Origin of the sequence: Streptomyces sp. NPDC001544 (assembly GCF_042894285.1) — a bacterium.
GTDB lineage: Bacteria > Actinomycetota > Actinomycetes > Streptomycetales > Streptomycetaceae > Streptomyces.
The window spans coordinates 269135-286119 of sequence record NZ_JBIAVN010000008.1; the positions used below are offsets into that span (position 1 = coordinate 269135).

Genomic DNA, 16985 nt, shown 5'->3' on the forward strand with positions numbered 1-16985 from the left:
GCAGGATCGCGCCGTCCGGGACCCCGCGGCAAATCCTGACGGCGGATGTCAGGTTATCCCGCGATGCTCGGTTCAACGACTCCAGGGAACTCAAGGAGAGGCACCACCATGAACGCCATCGACCCCCGCCCCCTCTACACCCGCGCCACCGAGCAGTTCGCGGCCCTCGTCAAGACGGTGCGGCCCGAACAGCTGGCCGGGCCCACGCCCTGTACGGAGTTCGACGTCCGCACCCTGCTCAGCCATGTCGTCGGCGGCACCCGGCGGATCGCGGTCGTCGGCGAGGGCGGCGACGGGCTCGCGGTCCACCCCTTCGCCGACGGGGTGGGCGACGCCGACTGGGCGGCGGCCTACGACGAGGTGCGCACCCGGGTCCTCAAGGCCTGGGAGAGCGGCGAGCGGCTGACGGCACCCGTCCGCGTGCCGTGGGGCGAGGTACCCGGCCACGCCGCCTTGTCCGGCTACGTGATGGAGCTGGTGACCCACACCTGGGACCTGTCCGAGTCCCTCGGCCACCCCCACGAACTCGACCCGGAGCTCGCCGAGTTCGCACTCGCCACGGCCCGCCGCGTCCTGCCCGACCCCCGGCGCGACGCGGACACCCCCTTCGCCGACGTACGCCCGGCACCCGAGGACGCCGACACCCACCACCGCCTGGCCGCCTGGCTCGGCCGCACCCCACTCAACCGGGACTGACCCCGCCGCCCTGTCCGCCACGCGGCGGCAGCCGCAGATCGGACACAGCGTGATGGAGCTGGTGACCCACACCTGGGACCTGTCCCAGTCCCTCGGACACCCCCACGAACTCGACCCGGAGCTCGCCGAGTTCGCACTCGCCACGGCCCGCCGCGTCCTGCCCGACCCCCGGCGCGACGCGGACACCCCCTTCGCCGACGTACGCCCGGCACCCGAGGACGCCGACACCCACCACCGCCTGGCCGCCTGGCTCGGCCGCACCCCACTCAACCGGGACTGACCCCGCCGCCCTGTCCGCCACGCGGCGGCAGCCGCAGATCGGACACAGCGTGATGGAGCTGGTGACCCACACCTGGGACCTGTCCCAGTCCCTCGGCCACCCCCACGAACTCGACCCGGAGCTCGCCGAGTTCGCACTCGCCACGGCCCGCCGCGTCCTGCCCGACCCCCGGCGCGACGCGGACACCCCCTTCGCCGACGTACGCCCGGCACCCGAGGACGCCGACACCTACCACCGCCTGGCCGCCTGGCTGGGGCGTGAACCGCTCAGGCGAGCCTGACCCGGGCCAGCTGGCGGGACTGGGCGACCAGGCGATCCGCGCTGTCCCAGACCTCGGCGTCCTCCTCGAGGAAGCCGCCGGCCAGGTTGCGGGTGGTGATCGCCACCCGCAGCGGGCCGGGCGCGGGGCGGTGGCGTACGTGGACGGTCAGTTCGACCGTCGGGACCCAGCCGGCGATGCCGAGTTCGAAGGCGGTGGGCGGGAGGGCGTCCACCGCGAGGAGCAGGGAGAGGGGGTCGGCGTCGCGACCGTCGGCGAGGCCGAACCAGGAGCGCATCTCGCCCTTGCCGGAGGGGGCGCCGAGCGCCCAGCCCAGGGTGGCCGGGTCCAGCTTGAGCATCAGGCGGTCGGTGATGGCGGAGCTGCCCTCGACCGGGGCGGGACCGTCTTCCGGGCCGAAGCACTGGTCCATGGGCGGGATCGCCGGCGGCGTGGCCGTCGTACGGACGTCGTCCGGGAGGGAGTCGAGGTCGCCGTAGGAGGCGAGGACACGGATCCGCTCCACCTCGGCTCCCGCGTCGTCGTACTGGAAGAGGGACGCCTGGCCGGTGGAGAGGGTGCGGCCGGTGCGGACGGTCTCGGTGCGCACGACCGCGGGGCCCGGCTGGGAGGCGGTGAGGTAGTGCGCCGAGATGGTGAAGGGGTCGGGATGCGGGAGGGTGTCCGCGAGGGCCCGGCCCAGGACCGCCAGCAGATAGCCGCCGTTGACGGCGTTGATGATGGTCCAGCCGGCGGAGAGGTCGATGTCGTAGACCCCGGGCTCGCGCCGGATGACCGCGGTGTCGCGGTCGAACTCGCTGTCACCGATCAGGGCCGCGGGAACGGAAGCTGCGTCTGGCATGGGTGAACCGTACAACAGGAAATTACTAAGCGGTAGCTTTGTCCGACTGGCGTGATACGCATGGCGAAGATCCGCCCTGTCGGGTGAGATCCCGGCAATATCTAGGTAAGTGTCGGGACAGGACCGTAACCCGGAGACCCCCGTCCCCCTCTATGAGGACATGAGCCTCACCGGGACTGCTTTTCTCTACACGACCATCGTGCTGTTCGTCGTCGCCCTCCTGCTGCCGCTGGTCCTGTGGTCGAGGATGCGGGGGCCCAGGGCACTGCGCGTAGCGGCCCGGATGCTGATGCTGCTGTTCGCCCAGGGCACGGCGGTCACATTGGTGTTCCTCCTCGTCAACAACTCCGACAACCTCTACGACAACTGGGCCGACCTCCTCGGCACCGGCAACCACGTCCAGCAGGCCGCCGACCTCGGCCGGGACGGCACCGGTGGCATAGCGTTCAAACGGCTGCCCAAGGTCAAGCAGGCCTTCCAGACCGCCGACGGCCCCGGCATGCACGCGGCCGGCGGGGTTCGCGTCACCCAGCTCAAGGGCCGGGTGTCGGGAGTGAACGCCGAGGTCTACGTCTGGCTGCCGCCGCAGTACGGCGAGCCCGCCTACCGGCACCGTAAGTTCCCGGTCGTGGAGCTGCTGCCGGGCTACCCCGGCTCGGCGAAGGCCTGGTTCGGCTCGCTGAAGGCCCACGAGCAGCTGCTGCCGCTGATGAAGACCGGGCAGGTGGCCCCCTTCATCCTGGTGGCGCCGCGCACCAACCTGCTGGCCGGGGTCGACACCGGCTGCGCCAACATCCCGGGCACGGTGAACGCCGACAGCTGGCTGAGCATCGACGTGCCCAAGATGGTCATGGACAACTTCCGCGCCGAACCGGCGCCGTCCGGCTGGGCGGTCGCCGGGTACTCGGCGGGCGCCCACTGCGCGGTCAAGCTGGCCGTCGCCCACCCCGACCGCTACCGGGCCGCGGTGAGCCTGTCCGGGTACAACGACCCGATCGGCGAACGCAACTCGCTCGCCGCGCAGAGCCCGGCCCTGCGCGCCGCGAACAACCCGTACCTGCTGCTCAAGAGGGCGGCGGCGCCGCCCAGGATCGCCCTGTACGTCTCCGGCGAGTCCGGGGACGGCTACCAGGCGGGCGTGGCCCTGCAATCGATCGCGAAGGCGCCCACGACCGTGCAGGTGGTGTTCCTGCCGCGCAGCGCCGGCGGTCACACCATGGCACTGTGGCGGCCCCAGGTGGTGCCGTCCTTCCGGTGGCTGACCCTGCAGATGGGCCAGAACCGGCCGCGCTCGGCGGCCACGGACGGCTCTACTCCTCGGTCACCGTCGACCGTCGGTTCCACGCACGCGGCGCTCGCCAGTGGAACCGCATCGCGAGCAGGCGCAGCACGAAGGCCGTGACGACGGCGAGGGCGGTGGTGTACGGGGTCAGCACGTCGTAGTGGATGCACAGCGCGACCATGGTGGCCCCGACGATCGCCGGGACCGCGTACAGGTCGCGGTCCCAGCGCAGCAGCGAGGGCACCTCGTTGGCGAGTACGTCCCTGAGCACCCCGCCGCCGACGGCGGTGGCCAGGCCCAGGGTGGCCGAGGCGGTGAGGTTGAGACCGTAGTCGTACGCCTTGGTCGTGCCGGCCACGCAGAACAGACCGAGGCCGGCCGCGTCGAAGACGAGCACCGCCGCCTGGATGCGCTCCACGTGCGGGTGCAGGAAGAAGACGACGAGCGCGGCGAGCAGCGGGGTGAGGAAGTAGCCCAGGTCCGTGAAGGCCGCCGGTGGTACGGCGCCGATCACGATGTCCCGGATCAGCCCCCCGCCCAGCGCGGTGACCTCGGCGAGGACGGCTATGCCGAAGACGTCGAAGTTCTTGCGGACGGCCAGCAGCGCACCGGAGATCGCGAAGACGAAGATTCCGACGACGTCGAGGGTGTGCTGGACGGAGGGACTGAAGAGTTGCTGGAGCACCCTGACATTCTCACTCGTCAGGGTGAGCGGACCTCACGAAGCGCAGTTCGTCGAGGCGTGGCTCGTCGAAGCGCAGGTCACAGGGCCGGTTTCCCCGTGGTGAACAGCCAGGTCCGGAACAGGTCGTCGAGCCGCTGTCCGCTGATCTTCTCGGCGAGGCGGATGAAGTCGGCGGTGTCGGCGTTGCCGTACCGGTGGAGTTTCGTCCAGGCGGGCAGCAGCTTGAAGAATGCGGTGTCCCCGATCCGCTCCCGCAGGGCCTGCAGTGTCATCGCGCCGCGCTGGTAGACGGCGGAGGAGAACATGGTGTCCCGCTGCGGGTCGGCGACCTTGATCTGCCAGAAGGCGGAGTCGGCGGGGCGGGAGTCGTAGCCGGCCCTGAAGGAGTCGTGCGCCGAGCGGGTGCCCTGGTGTTCCGCCCACAGCCACTGGGCGTAGGTGGCGAAGCCCTCGTTCAGCCAGATGTCCTTCCACTGCGCCACGCTGACCGAGTCGCCGAACCACTGGTGGGCGAGCTCGTGCACGATCGTGGACTCGTTGCGCACGGCGGAGTAGGCGGGCTTGCTCTGCACCTCCAGCGAGAACCCCGCCTCGGGCATGTCGTCGACGATCGCGCCGGTCTCCTCGAACGGGTACGGGCCGAAGATCTGGGACCAGTAGTCCGTGGCGGCGGCGGTGACGCCGTACACGTCGACGCTGTTGCTGTTCTTGAGCACCGGGTCGATGGCGACGTAGATCGGGATGCCGGAGGGTGTCCTCCCCGTCCGCACGTCGAACTTCCCGATGGTGGCGGTCGCGAGGTAGGTCGCCATGGGCCTGCTCTCGCGCCAGTGGGTGTACGTCGAGCCGCCCTTGTCGTACGTCCGGACCAGCCGGCCGTTGGAGACACCGGTCAGGCCCTTGGGGGCCTTGATACGGATGTCGTAGGTGGCCTTGTCGGAGGGGTGGTCGCTGGACGGGAACCAGGTGGAGGCGGCGTTGGGTTCGCAGGCCACGAAGACGCCGTCGGCGGTCTTCATCCAGCCGTAGTTCGAGCCGAAGACGATGGGACCGCCGAGGGGCTCGGGCACGCCGCCGTAGGTGACGGTGGCGGTGAAGGTCCGGCCCTTGCGCAGGGGGCTGCCCGGGGTGATCCGCAGCTCGTCGCCGTCGCGGGTGAACTTGGCGCGTCTGCCGTTCACCTCGACCTTCGTGACCTCGAGTTTCTGCAGGTCGAGGTCGAAGGACGAGAGGGCCTGCGTGGCGCGCGCGGTGAGCGTGGTCCGGCCGTCGAGGCGGGCGGTGTCCGGGTCGTAGGCCACGGTCAGGTCGTAGTGGCGGGCGTCGAAGCCGCCGTTGCCGAGTTGCGGGAAGTAGCTGTCACCGATGCCGGACCCGCCGGGGGTGGGGGCGGAGGCGGCGCCGATGGCGAGGAACGAGGCCGCCGCGGTGGCGAGGGCCGCTAAGCGTGCCGAACGGGAGAGTGCCATGGTCGTCCCTTTCGATCGTGTCGATCATCAGACGGACACGGACGACTCTGCGCTCTCCCGTTCATGCATGTACATGACTTTGCCGAGTTGTCATGTGCTACTTGTCGTGTGACTCCTGGGACTCGTCTCCCGCCGGCTCGGCGGACCCCGCCTCGGCGTCCCGGGCGGCCTCGGCGTCCCGGCCGGTCTGCTCGGCGACGGCCTCCGGCTCCCCGGCGGGCGCGTCGGCCGCGGCACCGGTGGCGGCGGTCGGCTCCTCCGCGGGGGCCTCGGCGTCGGGCACGGAGGGCTTGGGCGTGACCTTGGCGCCGGGGCCGGTCTTCACATCGGAGGGCGCCGCGGTCTCCCCGGCCGTGGCGTCGGCTTCCACGTCGGTTGCGGCTTCGGCTTCCGCCTCGGCTTCCGCTTCGGTGCCGGCCTCGGCGGACCGGGGGCCCGGGACCTTCGCCTCGGCGGGGGCGCCGGCGGCCGCGGAGGTCGCCGCGACGGCGGCGGACGTCTCCGCGGACTCCTCCAGCACCGCGTCTCCGACCAGCTCCGAGGCCTCCTTCGCGGCGGACAACAGCACCGTGTCCTGCGGGGCCTGGTCGGCGAAGTTCTCCGGGTGGTGGCAGGCCACGCGCTGGCCGGGCCGCAGCTCCACGAGCTGCGGCCCGGTCGTCCTGCAGATCTCCGTCGCCTTCCAGCACCGGGTGTGGAAGCGGCAGCCACTCGGCGGCGCGATCGGGGAGGGCACGTCGCCCTTGAGCAGGATGCGCTCGCTCTTGGCGCCCCGGCGCTTGGTGTCCGGCACCGGCACCGCCGACATCAGCGCCTTGGTGTACGGGTGCATCGGCGCCTCGTAGAGCGAGGTGCGGTCGGCCAGCTCGACGATCTTGCCGAGGTACATCACCGCGATCCGGTCCGAGACGTGCCGGACCACGGAGAGGTCGTGCGCGATGATCACGTAGGTGAGGCCGAGCTCCTCCTGGAGGTCGTCCATCAGGTTCACGACCTGCGCCTGGATCGACACGTCCAGCGCGGACACCGGCTCGTCCGCCACCACCAGCTTCGGCTTCAGGGCCAGCGCGCGGGCGATGCCGATGCGCTGGCGCTGACCGCCGGAGAACTCGTGCGGGTAGCGGTTGTAGTGCTCGGGGCTGAGGCCCACCAGCGACAGCAGCCGCTGGACCTCCTTCTTCACCCCGCCCTCGGGCTCCACGCCCTGGAGCCGGAAGGGCGCCGAGACGATCGAGCCGATGGTGTGACGGGGGTTCAGGGAGCCGTACGGGTCCTGGAAGATCATCTGGATGTCGCGACGCAGCGGGCGCATGTCCCCGGTGCTGAGCCGGGTGATGTCCTGCCCGTCGAAGGTGATCGTGCCGCCGGTCGGGTCCTGGAGGCGGGTGATGACCCGGCCCATGGTCGACTTGCCGCAGCCCGACTCGCCGACCACGCCCAGGGTCTCGCCCTTGCGCACCTCGAAGTCGATGCCGTCGACGGCCTTCACCGCGCCGACCTGGCGCTGGAGAATGCCCTTCTTGATCGGGAAGTGCTTGGTCAGTCCCTCGACCTTGAGCAGCACCTCGCCATCGGCGGACCCGCTCGTCGCCCCGGTCTTCGTCGTCTCACTCACAGCTTCGGCGCAATCTCTTCGGTCCAGATCCGCGTACGGTCCTCCGCCGAGAGGTGGCAGGCGCTCCAGTGCCCGCTGCTCACCTGCTCCAGCTCGGGGCGCACCGTGCGGGTGACGTTCCCCTTGGGAATGTCCGCGTACGGGCAGCGCGGGTGGAAGGCGCAGCCCGAGGGGACGTTGATGAGGCTCGGCGGCTGACCCTTGACGGGGATGAGCCGTTCGGAGGTCTCGCGGTCGATGCGGGGCATCGAGCCCAGCAGGCCCCAGGTGTAGGGGTGCTGCGGCTGCTCGAAGACCTCGCCGGCCGGCCCGCGCTCCACACACCGGCCGCCGTACATCACCAGGACGTCGTCGGCGATCTCGGCGACCACGCCGAGATCGTGGGTGATCATGATGACGGCGGAGCCGAACTCCTTCTGCAGGTCCCGGATCAGGTCGAGGATCTGGGCCTGGACGGTCACGTCGAGAGCGGTGGTCGGCTCGTCCGCGATGAGCAGTTCGGGGTTGTTGACCAGCGCCATGGCGATCATGGCGCGCTGGCGCATACCGCCGGAGAACTCGTGCGGGTAGCCGTCGACGCGCTTGGCGGGCTCGGGGATGCCGACCCGGTCGAGCATCTCGATGGCGCGCCCCCGGGCGACCTTCTTGCTGACGTCGTTGTGGACCCGGTACGCCTCGACGATCTGGTCGCCGACCTTGTAGTACGGGTGCATCGCGGACAGCGGGTCCTGGAAGATCATCGCCATCTCACGGCCGCGCAGCTTGCGCACCTCGTCCGGGGCGGCGGACACCAGTTCCTTGCCGTCCAGCCAGATCTCGCCGGACATCCGCACGTTCTTGCCGCGCGCGCCGAGCCGGTGCAGGCCCATGATGGCCTGCGAGGTGACCGACTTGCCGGAGCCGGACTCGCCGACGACGGCGAGGGTCCGGCCCTTCTCCAGCGAGAAGCTGAGGCCGTCGACCGACTTGACCAGGCCGTCGTCGGTAGGGAAGTGCACCTTGAGGTCGCGGACCTCGAGGAAGGCCTCGGGTGCCTTGCCGGAGGTGGGTTCCCCCACTGCGGCGCCGGTTTTGGAGAGTTCGGTCACGAGAGCCTCACCCGCGGGTCGGCGGCCGCGTAGAGCAGGTCCACCAGGAGATTTGCGATCACGACGAAGAAGGCGGCGAGCAGGGTCACGCCGAGGATGGGGGGCAGGTCGTTGTCGGTGATGCCCTCCACCGCGTACTCACCGATGCCGTGCAGCGAGAACACGGTCTCGGTGATCACCGCGCCGCCGAGCAGCAGACCGAGGTCCATGCCGAAGACGGTGATGATCGGGGTGAGCGCGGCGCGCAGTCCGTGCCGGACGACGACGTTGCGCTCGCGCAGGCCCTTGGCGCGGGCCGTGCGGATGAAGTCCTCGTTCATCGTCTCCAGCATGCCCGAGCGGGTCAGCCGCGCGTAGATGGCGGAGTACAGCAGGGCGAGCGAACACCACGCAGGGAAGAGGGTGTTGGCCCACTGTGCGGGATTCTCGGTGAGCGGGACGTAGGTGCGGCCGAAGATCGGCCACTGGTAGGTGAAGAGCAGGATCGCCAGGTTGCCCGTGAAGAACATGGGCAGCGAGACACCGGCGAGCGCGACGCCCATGAAGGTGCGGTCGAAGACCGAGCGCGGCTTCAGCGCGGAGATGACGCCGATCACGACACCGGAGACCAGCCACAGCACGGCGGCACCCGCGGCCAGCGACAGGGTCACCGGAAGGCGGTCGACGAGCTTCGGCCAGACCGCCTCGTGGGTCTTGAAGGAGTAGCCGAAGCAGGGTGCGTTGCAGTGCACCGTGCTGGGACCGACGCTGTAGTCGGCGCCGGCCAGGATCCCCTTGATGAAGTGCCAGTACTGGACGTAGACGGGCTGGTCCAGACCGAGGTTGTGCTTGACCGCGGCGATGTCCGCCTTCGACGGGCTCTTGCCGATGTACTGCTGTGCCAGCTGGTCCGCTGTCTGACCGGCCAGTCTCGGCAGCAGGAAGAAGATGGCGAAGGTGACCGCGGAGACGACCAGCAGCAGGATCACTGCCGCCACCGTCCGACGGAGGATGTACGAGATCACGGGGACCGGCGCTGGTGCCCGCGGGCCGCGAAGCCCGCGGGCACCAATGCCTTCACCTGCCTTCCGGGGCTGCTACTTCTTCGTGGTGCCGAGGTTGAGGTAGTCGTACTGACCGCTGAAGGCCGACGTGGAGGTCACGTTGGTCGCCCAGGGCGAGCGGTACAGCAGGACCTTGAAGTAGGTCAGCGGGACGATGACCGCCTGGTCCATGGTGGCCTTGTCGATCTCGCCGTACAGCTTGTTGCGGGCGGCCAGGTCCGGGGTGGCGATCGCCTGGGCCAGCTTGGCGTCGACGTCCTTGTTCTCGAACTGCGACAGGTTCGTGTTGCCGGACTGGCTGATGGCCTTGCTGTTCAGGATCTGCTGCAGGAAGCCGTAGCCGGACGGCCAGTCGGCGCCCCACTGCATCATCATGATGCCGACGTTGTTCTTCTCGGTGAACTTCGGCACACCCGCGTAGTCGGTGAAGTACTTGCCCTGCGGGTACTGCTTCAGGCTGGCGTTGATGCCGACCTTCTTCAGCGAGCTGATGATCGCCGTGGCCGCGTCGACCTCCTGCTGACGGTCGGAGCGGGCCGTGATGTTGGTCGTGATCGACGTCTTGCCACAGGCCTTCAGGTGCTCCTTGGCCTTGGCGACGTCGCCCTTGTTGCCCGGCGTCGCGTAGACGTCGGCCTTCTCGTAGCCGGGGATGTCCGGCGGGAGCACGGTGCTGGCGATGTCACCGCGGATCGGGCCGCCCTCGGCGGTCTGCACGGAGACCTTGTCGATGGCGTACTCGACGGCCTTGCGGCACTCGATGTTGTCGAACGGCTTGACCTTGGTGTTGATCGCCGCGTAGACGAGGCGGCCGCCGTAGGCGTTGTCGGTGCTGGCCTTGCCGTCCGCCGAGTTGAGGATGCTGGCCTGGGTGGAGGCCTGGACGCCGGTGCCGGCGAGGTCGACGGTGGCGTCGCCGGACTGCAGGTCCTTGTCGATCGTCTCGCCGTTGACCTTCAGGTTGACGACGATCTTGTCGGGCAGCTGCTTGCGCAGCGGGTCGGTCTTCGGGTCCCAGTTCTTGTTGCGGACCAGGACGACCTGCTTGCCCTCCTGGTAGCTCTGGAACTGGTAGGAGCCGGAGGAGACGATGTGCTTGACGTAGTCGACGCCGTCGTCCTTGGCCTGCGGCACCGGAGCCGTCTGGGGGGCCGCCACCAGGTAGTCGAACTCCTGGAAGGAACGGTTCAGGTGGAAGACGATCGTGGTGGCGTCCGGCGTCTCGATCGAGGACAGGCCCTTGGCGCTCTTGTCCTTGTACGGACCCTTGTACTTGTCGCCGTCCTTCATGAACTGCTGGAAGTAGTTCGGGCCGAGCGAGAGCACGTCACGCGCGAAGTTGGACCGCTCGACGGCGTACTTGACGTCCTTCGAGGTGATCGGCGTGCCGTCCTGGTACTTCAGGCCCGGACGCAGCTTGTACGTCCAGGTCTTGCCGCCGTCGCTCGAGACGCCCTTGCTCGCCGCGAGGTCCGGGACCAGGGTGTTGCCCTTCTCGCCGGGGCCGGGCTGGAACGTCATCAGCGGGCGCGCGTAGAGCCGGCTGAAGTTGTACATGTACGCGTAGTACGTGTTGCCCGGGTCGAACGAGTCCGGCACGTCCGACATCTCATAGGTGACCGTGCCACCCTTTTTGTCGGACGCGTTGACGACACCGGTGGTCGCCTTGTTGGCACCGGCCGCCTTCGGCGCGCCGCCGTCCTTGTTGTCATCGGCCTTGCTGCAACCTGCGACGAGCAGGCTGGCGGAGCCGATGGCCGCAACCGCGGCCAGTGCTGACCTTCGCATGATGGTCTGCTTCCCCTCCATTGATCGGAAACTTGATGGACTCTCGGGGGCTGCCTAGCGGCTGCGGGGGTCGAGAGCGTCGCGGAGACCGTCACCGAGCAGATTGAACGCCAGGACGGTGATGAAGATGGCGAGTCCGGGCACGATCATGTACTGGGGATCGACCTGGTAGTACGTGACGGCCTCCCGGAGCATGCCGCCCCAGGACGCCTGCGGGGGCTGGATGCCGACGCCGAGGAAGCTCAGCGACGCCTCGAAGAGGATGTTGGTCGGGATGAGCAGCGTCGAGTAGACGATGATCGGGCCGACCAGGTTCGGCATCAGCTCGCGGAAGAGGATGTACGGGCCCTTGGCGCCCATCCCGCGGGCGGCGTCCACGAACTCCCGCTCGCGCAGGGCAAGGGTCTGGCCTCGCACGATCCGGCCCAGGTAGGGCCAGTTGAAGAAGCCGATGACGAAGATGAGCACGCTCAGGTGCAGCGGCAGTCCGTTGAGGCCGAACGCGCCGCCCTGGAGGGTGGCGGAGATGGCGATGGCGAACAGCAGGAGGGGGAAGGCGAGGAAGGTGTCCATCAGCCGGCTGATGACCGAGTCGACCCGTCCGCCGTAGTAGCCGGCGACGACGCCCATGACGGCGCCGATCACGTTGGACAGGATCGTGGCGCCGAAGGCGACCACCAGCGACACCCAGGAGCCCTCCAGGATGCGGGTGGCGATGTCCCGCCCGAACTTCGGGTCGACGCCCAGCGGGTGATCGAGGCTCATGCCGCCCATGCCGCCCTTGGGCAGCGAGGTGTCGGGCACGATCAGGTCCTGGTGGAAGGCGTTGGGGTCGAGGCCGAACATCGCCTGGATCGGGCGCGAGAGGATCGCGACCAGGATCAGCAGGATCACGATGACGCCGCCGGCCACCGCGACCCTGTCCCTCTTGAACCGCGTCCAGGCGATCTGCCCAAGGGAACGGCCCTCGATCTGCCCCTTACCGGCACCCTCGAGCACAGCCTCCGGCTGTGCCTCGGCTGCCGCCCCGGTGGTCTCGATCGGTGCGGTCACAGTGACCCGACCCCTCTCGCCGGTGGTGACCGGCCTGCGCCTGCCGCGGATTGCGGCTTTGTCGACTTGCACACTCGATCACGAGGTCAGTGACCTCGTGCCTGAGTCGCGAGTCTTCAGCGTCGTCGCGATCACCCGCCAGAGCTGGCGGGGAAAGTATGCGTAACCGTGATGCTGTTCGGGGGATTCCGTTATCCGAACAGTGGGTAACGCCCCCCGGACGCGAGCCAGTTCGGACATGAGGTGTTATTCCGGCCATTTTCAGGACCATCAGCGGCGATCTACGCGCGAAGAAACGCGTCAACCCCGTGCGGCCGATGAGTGGAACGCGAACACCCCGTGCGCTCGCCGGTGCTCAGTAGCCGCCCGGTGCCGACGGGTAACCGTACCCGGCGGCCGGGGCCGGGGGCTGGGCCGGGGCGTGTGCCTCGCGGTCGTAGAACGGACGGGCCTTGGCCCGCATCCACAGGGCGACGGGGTCGTACTCGTCGGACATCGCGACGGTCGACACCGGCAGCCCGTCCGGGACCGCCCCGATGGACTGCTGCATCATCGCGCGCACCGAGTCCACGGCCGGCGGCGAAGTGTCGTACACCTCGAGGCCGATGGCGAGGTACGGCGCCCCGAGCGCGGGCTGCACCCAGGCGCGGCGCAGCGAACGGACCGCCGGGGTGCGGTGCGCGTTCTGCGCGAGCAGGGCGTAGAACTGCGGGACCTCGACACCCGGTTCCGACAGGCTCAGCGGACCGGCGGGCTGGCGGTCCAGGCCGGTGGCGATGCGGCGCAGATCGAGCCAGGGGACGCCGACGCCGCCGCCCGGGGCGTGTGGGTTGAGCCAGAGGCCGTAGTGGTCCGGATAGAGGGTGCGGGCCACGTCGACCGCGTCGACCACCTCGTAGGACCGGTTCCAGCCGCTGGCCGACAGCTCCTGGGCGGAGGTGACGCAAGGGGCGTAGCCGAAGCCGTCCACCTCCATGTTCCCGTACTGGGCGTCGGGGGAGCCGGCCTGGCCGTGCCACAGGAGCATCCACACCTGGCCGGAAGCCGGGGTCGCGAGCGCCCTGAGCAGTGCCTCGTAGGCGTCGTAACGCCCGGGCGTCACCTGGCGCAGCATGTGCTCGACGCTGCCGCTGCGGCTCGCGCTCACCTGTCTTACCGCCCCTTCGAGAAGTTGCCCCGCGTTGGGCATCAGCTTAAGCGCCCACGAACTCCGGACTGCCGGTCCGTCGGCGGTGTGGATGGGCCGTGGGCCGCCGCGCCGGGCGGCTCAGTGACCGTACTGGTAGAAGGGCCGCACGCTCGTCTTCAGCCAGTCGCCCACCGGGTCGTCGGTCACGTCCAGCAGGACCAGGTTGACCGGCCACCGGACCGGGACGCTTCCCAGGGCCCTGCCCAGTGCTTCGAGGGGCAGGGCCCTCAGGTCGCCCTCCCACTGGGAGAGCTCCACGCCTATGAACATGACCGGGTCGGCCGTCTCGATGACGGCGAGGCAGCGGCGGGCGGTGAGGACGACCCCGATCGCCGCGAACTCGGCGGAGGCGGCGGCGAGGAAGTCGACCGGGTCGTCCTGCCAGTCGGGTTCGTAGAGGCGGACCCGGCCGCCGCTCGCCGGGCCGTCCAGCGGGGTGCGTCCGGCGCGGCACAACTCGGCCACCGCGGGCGGCGGAAGCGGGAGGCCCACCACGCCGTCCGGGTTGACGACGATGCCGGCCTGCGGCGGCAGGCCGCGGGCGAACTCCACGGCGGGGGCGACGGCGTACGCCATGGGGGCGCCGACGACCTGGCGGAACTGCTCCTCGGAGCTGAACACCGGTACGTACGCCTGGCCGTCGATCTCCATCGTGGGCAGGTCGAGCGGGCCGCCCTGCGCGCCGCGGCCGTTCGGCAGGGGGATCCAGAGGAAGCTGCGGCCGAGGACCTCGATGATCCGGCCGCCGGCCGTGGGGATGCCGAACGACGCCGACAGCACCTCCTCCAGCTCGTTGCCGGGCCATCCGCCGTGCGGATGTGGGTGCGTCTGTGCCGGGAAGTCCGCGGGAATGTCCGCCGGGAAGTCCATCTGCCTACCGCCTGCTGGGACCAACTGTTGTGGCTGAAAGGCTAGCGGGTACCTGTGTCGGACTCGGGGGCCTCATCGCTGCGCGAAGCCGATCCCGCGCAGCACGTCGGCCGCGTCCCGGTCGAGCAGTACCGCCGAGCCGCAGCCCTCGGGCAGTTCGCCCCGCTCCACCGCGCGCAGCAGCCGGGCGGCCGCCCTGCGGTGGCGCAGGAAGGCGTACCGGGAGACGCCCCGGCCGCGCTCGCGCTGGCCGTGCCGGGCCGTGGCGGGCGGGACGTCGAGCAGCAGCAGGTGCAGCGTGCCGCCCCGGCGCCGGGCCGCGCGGGACAGCCAGCCGCGCACCCAGGGCTGTGTGCCGCAGTCGTGTACGACGACCCCCTCGCCGGTGCGCAGGGCGCGGCGCAGTCTCGCGTAGTGGGCGAGGCGGACCAGGGGGCGGTACACCGCGTAGGGGAGGAAGCGGGGCATGCGGCGCTCCCAGTGGTCGCGGGCGTCCTGGGAGTCGATGCGGACGCCGTCGACGGCACGGTGCATCAGGGTCGACTTGCCGCTGCCGGGCAGGCCGGTGACCACCACCAGGTCACGGGGGCCGAAGAGCAGGCCGTGCGGGCTGTGTCCGGCGCGGTCGCGCAGGTCGCGGACGACGGGTGCCGGGCGCGGGGCGCGGCGCTCGCGGGCCGGGGCGGCGGGCTGCCGGGGCACCGCGACGCCCGTGGTCGCCGCGTAGGCCGAGGTCCTGTTCACCGTGATCGTCCTCCCTGTGGTCAGGAAAGGTTCTCCCCACCCCATGTAAAGAGAAGGTAATGCACGGTGTCTCCCGATTCGGTGCTCGTAGTGCCACAGCCCGGTCACAAGTGACGCGCTATAGTGTGCCCGCCAACTGCATACCGGCCGTTTGAATCCGCGCGGGAGAGTCCCCGGGCAGCAGCTTCGCCGGGGCGCCGAAGGAGCAAGTCCCTCCCTTGAATCTCTCAGGCCCCGTCACCGCGCGGGTGAGGCACATCTGAAAAGCGGGCCGCTGTGACGGTGGCCCCACCCAAGGTGCAAGCCGTGCCTCCCCTCGGGGTGATCATGGCGAACCTCTCAGGTTCCGATGACAGATGGGGAGGAACGCCCTCGCCTTCCCCACGCTCGAACGAGCTGCGCGGGAGGTGCCCCCATACCCTGGGAGACGACCGATGAGCAGTACCCCACCCCGCCGTACCGCGCTCGACGCGCTGCATCGCTCGCTCGGCGCGACGATGACCGACTTCGCCGGCTGGGACATGCCGCTGCGCTACGGCTCCGAGCGCGACGAGCACCTCGCCGTGCGGACCAGGGCCGGGCTCTTCGACCTCTCCCACATGGGCGAGATCACCGTGACCGGCCCGCAGGCCGCCGCCCTGCTGAATCACGCCCTCGTCGGGAACATCGCCTCGGTCGGTGTCGGCCGCGCCCGCTACACCATGATCTGCCGGGCCGACGGCGGCATCCTGGACGACCTGATCGTCTACCGGCTGGCCGAGACCGAGTTCATGGTGGTGGCCAACGCCTCCAACGCCCAGGTGGTGCTCGACGCCCTGACCGAGCGGTCCGCCGGCTTCGACGCCGAGGTCCGTGACGACCGGGACGCCTACGCGCTGATCGCCGTCCAGGGCCCCGAGTCCCCCGGCATCCTGGGCTCCCTCACCGACGCCGACCTCGACGGCCTGAAGTACTACGCCGGCCTGCCCGGGACCGTCGCCGGCGTCCCGGCGCTCATCGCGCGCACCGGCTACACCGGCGAGGACGGCTTCGAGCTCTTCGTGAAGCCCGAGCACGCGGTCGAGCTGTGGCAGGCGCTGAGCAAGGCGGGCGAGGGCGCCGGACTGGTGCCCTGCGGCCTGTCCTGCCGGGACACGCTGCGCCTGGAGGCGGGCATGCCCCTGTACGGGCACGAGCTCAGCACCGCGCTCACGCCCTTCGACGCCGGGCTCGGCCGGGTGGTGAAGTTCGAGAAGGAGGGCGACTTCGTGGGCCGCGAGGCGCTGGCCGAGGCCGCCTCACGCGCCGAGCAGAACCCACCGCGCGTCCTGGTCGGCCTGGTCGCCGAGGGCCGCCGGGTCCCGCGCGCCGGGTACCCGGTCGTCGCCGGCGGCGAGGTGATCGGCGAGGTCACCTCCGGGGCGCCCTCCCCGACCCTGGGCAAGCCCATCGCCATGGCCTACGTCGACGCGGCGCACTCGGCGCCGGGCACACCGGGCGTCGGCGTGGACATCCGGGGCAGCCACGAACCCTACGAAGTCGTGGCACTGCCGTTCTACAAGCGGCAGAAGTAGACACTGGGCGGGTGCACCGGCGTCCGAACGTGACCCTGCGCACATTTCCGCTGCTCACAGTAGTTATCAGCAGTCCCGCATTCACCAGCACTCCCCCGCGTACAGGAGAATCCAGGCCATGAGCAACCCCCAGCAGCTGCGCTACAGCAAGGAGCACGAGTGGCTGTCGGCCGCCGAGGACGGCGTGTCGACGGTCGGCATCACCGAGTTCGCGGCCAACGCGCTCGGCGACGTCGTCTACGCCCAGCTCCCCGAGGTCGGCTCCACGGTGACCGCGGGTGAGACCTGCGGCGAGCTGGAGTCCACCAAGTCGGTGTCCGACCTGTACTCGCCGGTCACCGGTGAGGTCACCGCGATCAACGAGGACGTCGTCGACGACCCGTCGCTGGTGAACTCCGCCCCCTTCGAGGGCGGCTGGCTGTTCAAGGTCCGTGTCACGGACGAGCCGGCCGACCTGCTCTCCGCCGACGAGTACGTCGCCCACACCGCCGGCTGAGGAGTCGTAGCCG

Annotated in this window: 17 protein-coding genes and 1 riboswitch; of the genes, 6 read left to right on the top strand and 11 right to left on the bottom strand. The window is 70.1% G+C overall.

Translation table 11 applies throughout. From position 1 onward, the window contains the following. Positions 1-108 precede the first annotated feature (108 nt). The 3 genes from ACFY0F_RS22360 (at position 109) to ACFY0F_RS22370 (ending at position 1256) form a co-directional block, all read left to right on the top strand. Positions 109-696: a TIGR03086 family metal-binding protein gene (locus ACFY0F_RS22360; RefSeq protein WP_388796914.1), complete on the top strand. Its 588-nt coding sequence runs from the start codon at positions 109-111 to the stop codon at positions 694-696. Positions 697-757: 61 nt separating this feature from the next. Beyond that, entirely contained in the window at positions 758-976 is a 219-nt protein-coding gene (locus ACFY0F_RS22365; protein WP_388796917.1) for a hypothetical protein, read from the top strand. Positions 977-1037: 61 nt separating this feature from the next. Then, a complete protein-coding gene (locus ACFY0F_RS22370) occupies positions 1038-1256 on the top strand; it encodes a hypothetical protein (protein WP_388796920.1) in 219 nt (72 codons plus the stop codon). On the opposite strand, the gene ACFY0F_RS22375 is transcribed toward ACFY0F_RS22370, so the two are convergent. Continuing rightward, a complete protein-coding gene (locus ACFY0F_RS22375; RefSeq protein WP_388796922.1) occupies positions 1243-2097 on the bottom strand; it encodes a thioesterase family protein in 855 nt (284 codons plus the stop codon). The genes ACFY0F_RS22370 and ACFY0F_RS22375 overlap by 14 nt on opposite strands. A 160-nt stretch (positions 2098-2257) precedes the next feature. Here ACFY0F_RS22375 and ACFY0F_RS22380 point away from each other — a divergent pair, with 160 nt between their 5' ends. Continuing rightward, complete coding sequence (locus ACFY0F_RS22380; RefSeq protein WP_388796925.1) at positions 2258-3499, top strand: alpha/beta hydrolase; 1242 nt, start codon at positions 2258-2260, stop codon at positions 3497-3499. On the opposite strand, the gene ACFY0F_RS22385 is transcribed toward ACFY0F_RS22380, so the two are convergent. The 10 genes from ACFY0F_RS22385 to ACFY0F_RS22430 all read right to left on the bottom strand — a co-directional run bounded on the left by ACFY0F_RS22385 (position 3408) and on the right by ACFY0F_RS22430 (position 14929). Further along, positions 3408-4064 (bottom strand): trimeric intracellular cation channel family protein, encoded by a 657-nt coding sequence (locus tag ACFY0F_RS22385; protein ID WP_388796929.1) that lies wholly within the window; start codon positions 4062-4064, stop codon positions 3408-3410. The genes ACFY0F_RS22380 and ACFY0F_RS22385 overlap by 92 nt on opposite strands. Positions 4065-4141: 77 nt before the next feature. Then, positions 4142-5533, bottom strand: coding sequence for a M1 family metallopeptidase (locus ACFY0F_RS22390; protein ID WP_388796932.1), 1392 nt, complete (start codon positions 5531-5533; stop codon positions 4142-4144). 97 nt (positions 5534-5630) lie between these two features. Then, positions 5631-7148, bottom strand: a complete 1518-nt coding sequence (locus ACFY0F_RS22395; protein WP_388796935.1) for an ABC transporter ATP-binding protein — start codon at positions 7146-7148, stop codon at positions 5631-5633. Continuing rightward, entirely contained in the window at positions 7145-8236 is a 1092-nt protein-coding gene (locus ACFY0F_RS22400; RefSeq protein WP_388796937.1) for an ABC transporter ATP-binding protein, read from the bottom strand. Before ACFY0F_RS22400 ends, ACFY0F_RS22395 begins: the two co-directional genes overlap by 4 nt. Then, a complete protein-coding gene (locus ACFY0F_RS22405; RefSeq protein WP_388796940.1) occupies positions 8233-9240 on the bottom strand; it encodes an ABC transporter permease in 1008 nt (335 codons plus the stop codon). The genes ACFY0F_RS22400 and ACFY0F_RS22405 overlap by 4 nt, the downstream gene beginning before the upstream one ends. A gap of 72 nt (positions 9241-9312) precedes the next feature. Then, positions 9313-11088: an ABC transporter substrate-binding protein gene (locus ACFY0F_RS22410; RefSeq protein WP_388796943.1), complete on the bottom strand. Its 1776-nt coding sequence runs from the start codon at positions 11086-11088 to the stop codon at positions 9313-9315. A 33-nt stretch (positions 11089-11121) separates the two neighbouring features. Next, entirely contained in the window at positions 11122-12120 is a 999-nt protein-coding gene (locus tag ACFY0F_RS22415; RefSeq protein ID WP_388796946.1) for an ABC transporter permease, read from the bottom strand. Positions 12121-12475: 355 nt separating this feature from the next. Then, complete coding sequence (locus ACFY0F_RS22420; protein WP_388797074.1) at positions 12476-13234, bottom strand: enhanced serine sensitivity protein SseB C-terminal domain-containing protein; 759 nt, start codon at positions 13232-13234, stop codon at positions 12476-12478. 153 nt (positions 13235-13387) lie between these two features. Continuing rightward, positions 13388-14179 carry an enhanced serine sensitivity protein SseB gene (locus tag ACFY0F_RS22425; protein WP_388796949.1) on the bottom strand — a complete coding sequence of 264 codons (792 nt, stop codon included), beginning with the start codon at positions 14177-14179 and terminating at the stop codon, positions 13388-13390. Positions 14180-14251: 72 nt separating this feature from the next. Then, positions 14252-14929, bottom strand: a complete 678-nt coding sequence (locus ACFY0F_RS22430) for an AAA family ATPase (protein ID WP_388797077.1) — start codon at positions 14927-14929, stop codon at positions 14252-14254. A 146-nt stretch (positions 14930-15075) separates the two neighbouring features. Then, positions 15076-15176: riboswitch (glycine riboswitch) on the top strand. 181 nt (positions 15177-15357) lie between these two features. Between ACFY0F_RS22430 and gcvT the strand changes: the two genes are divergently transcribed. Further along, positions 15358-16476, top strand: a complete 1119-nt coding sequence (gcvT, locus tag ACFY0F_RS22435) for a glycine cleavage system aminomethyltransferase GcvT (protein WP_388796951.1) — start codon at positions 15358-15360, stop codon at positions 16474-16476. A 118-nt stretch (positions 16477-16594) separates the two neighbouring features. Beyond that, positions 16595-16972 (top strand): glycine cleavage system protein GcvH, encoded by a 378-nt coding sequence (gcvH, locus tag ACFY0F_RS22440; RefSeq protein WP_388796954.1) that lies wholly within the window; start codon positions 16595-16597, stop codon positions 16970-16972. Positions 16973-16985 lie beyond the last annotated feature (13 nt).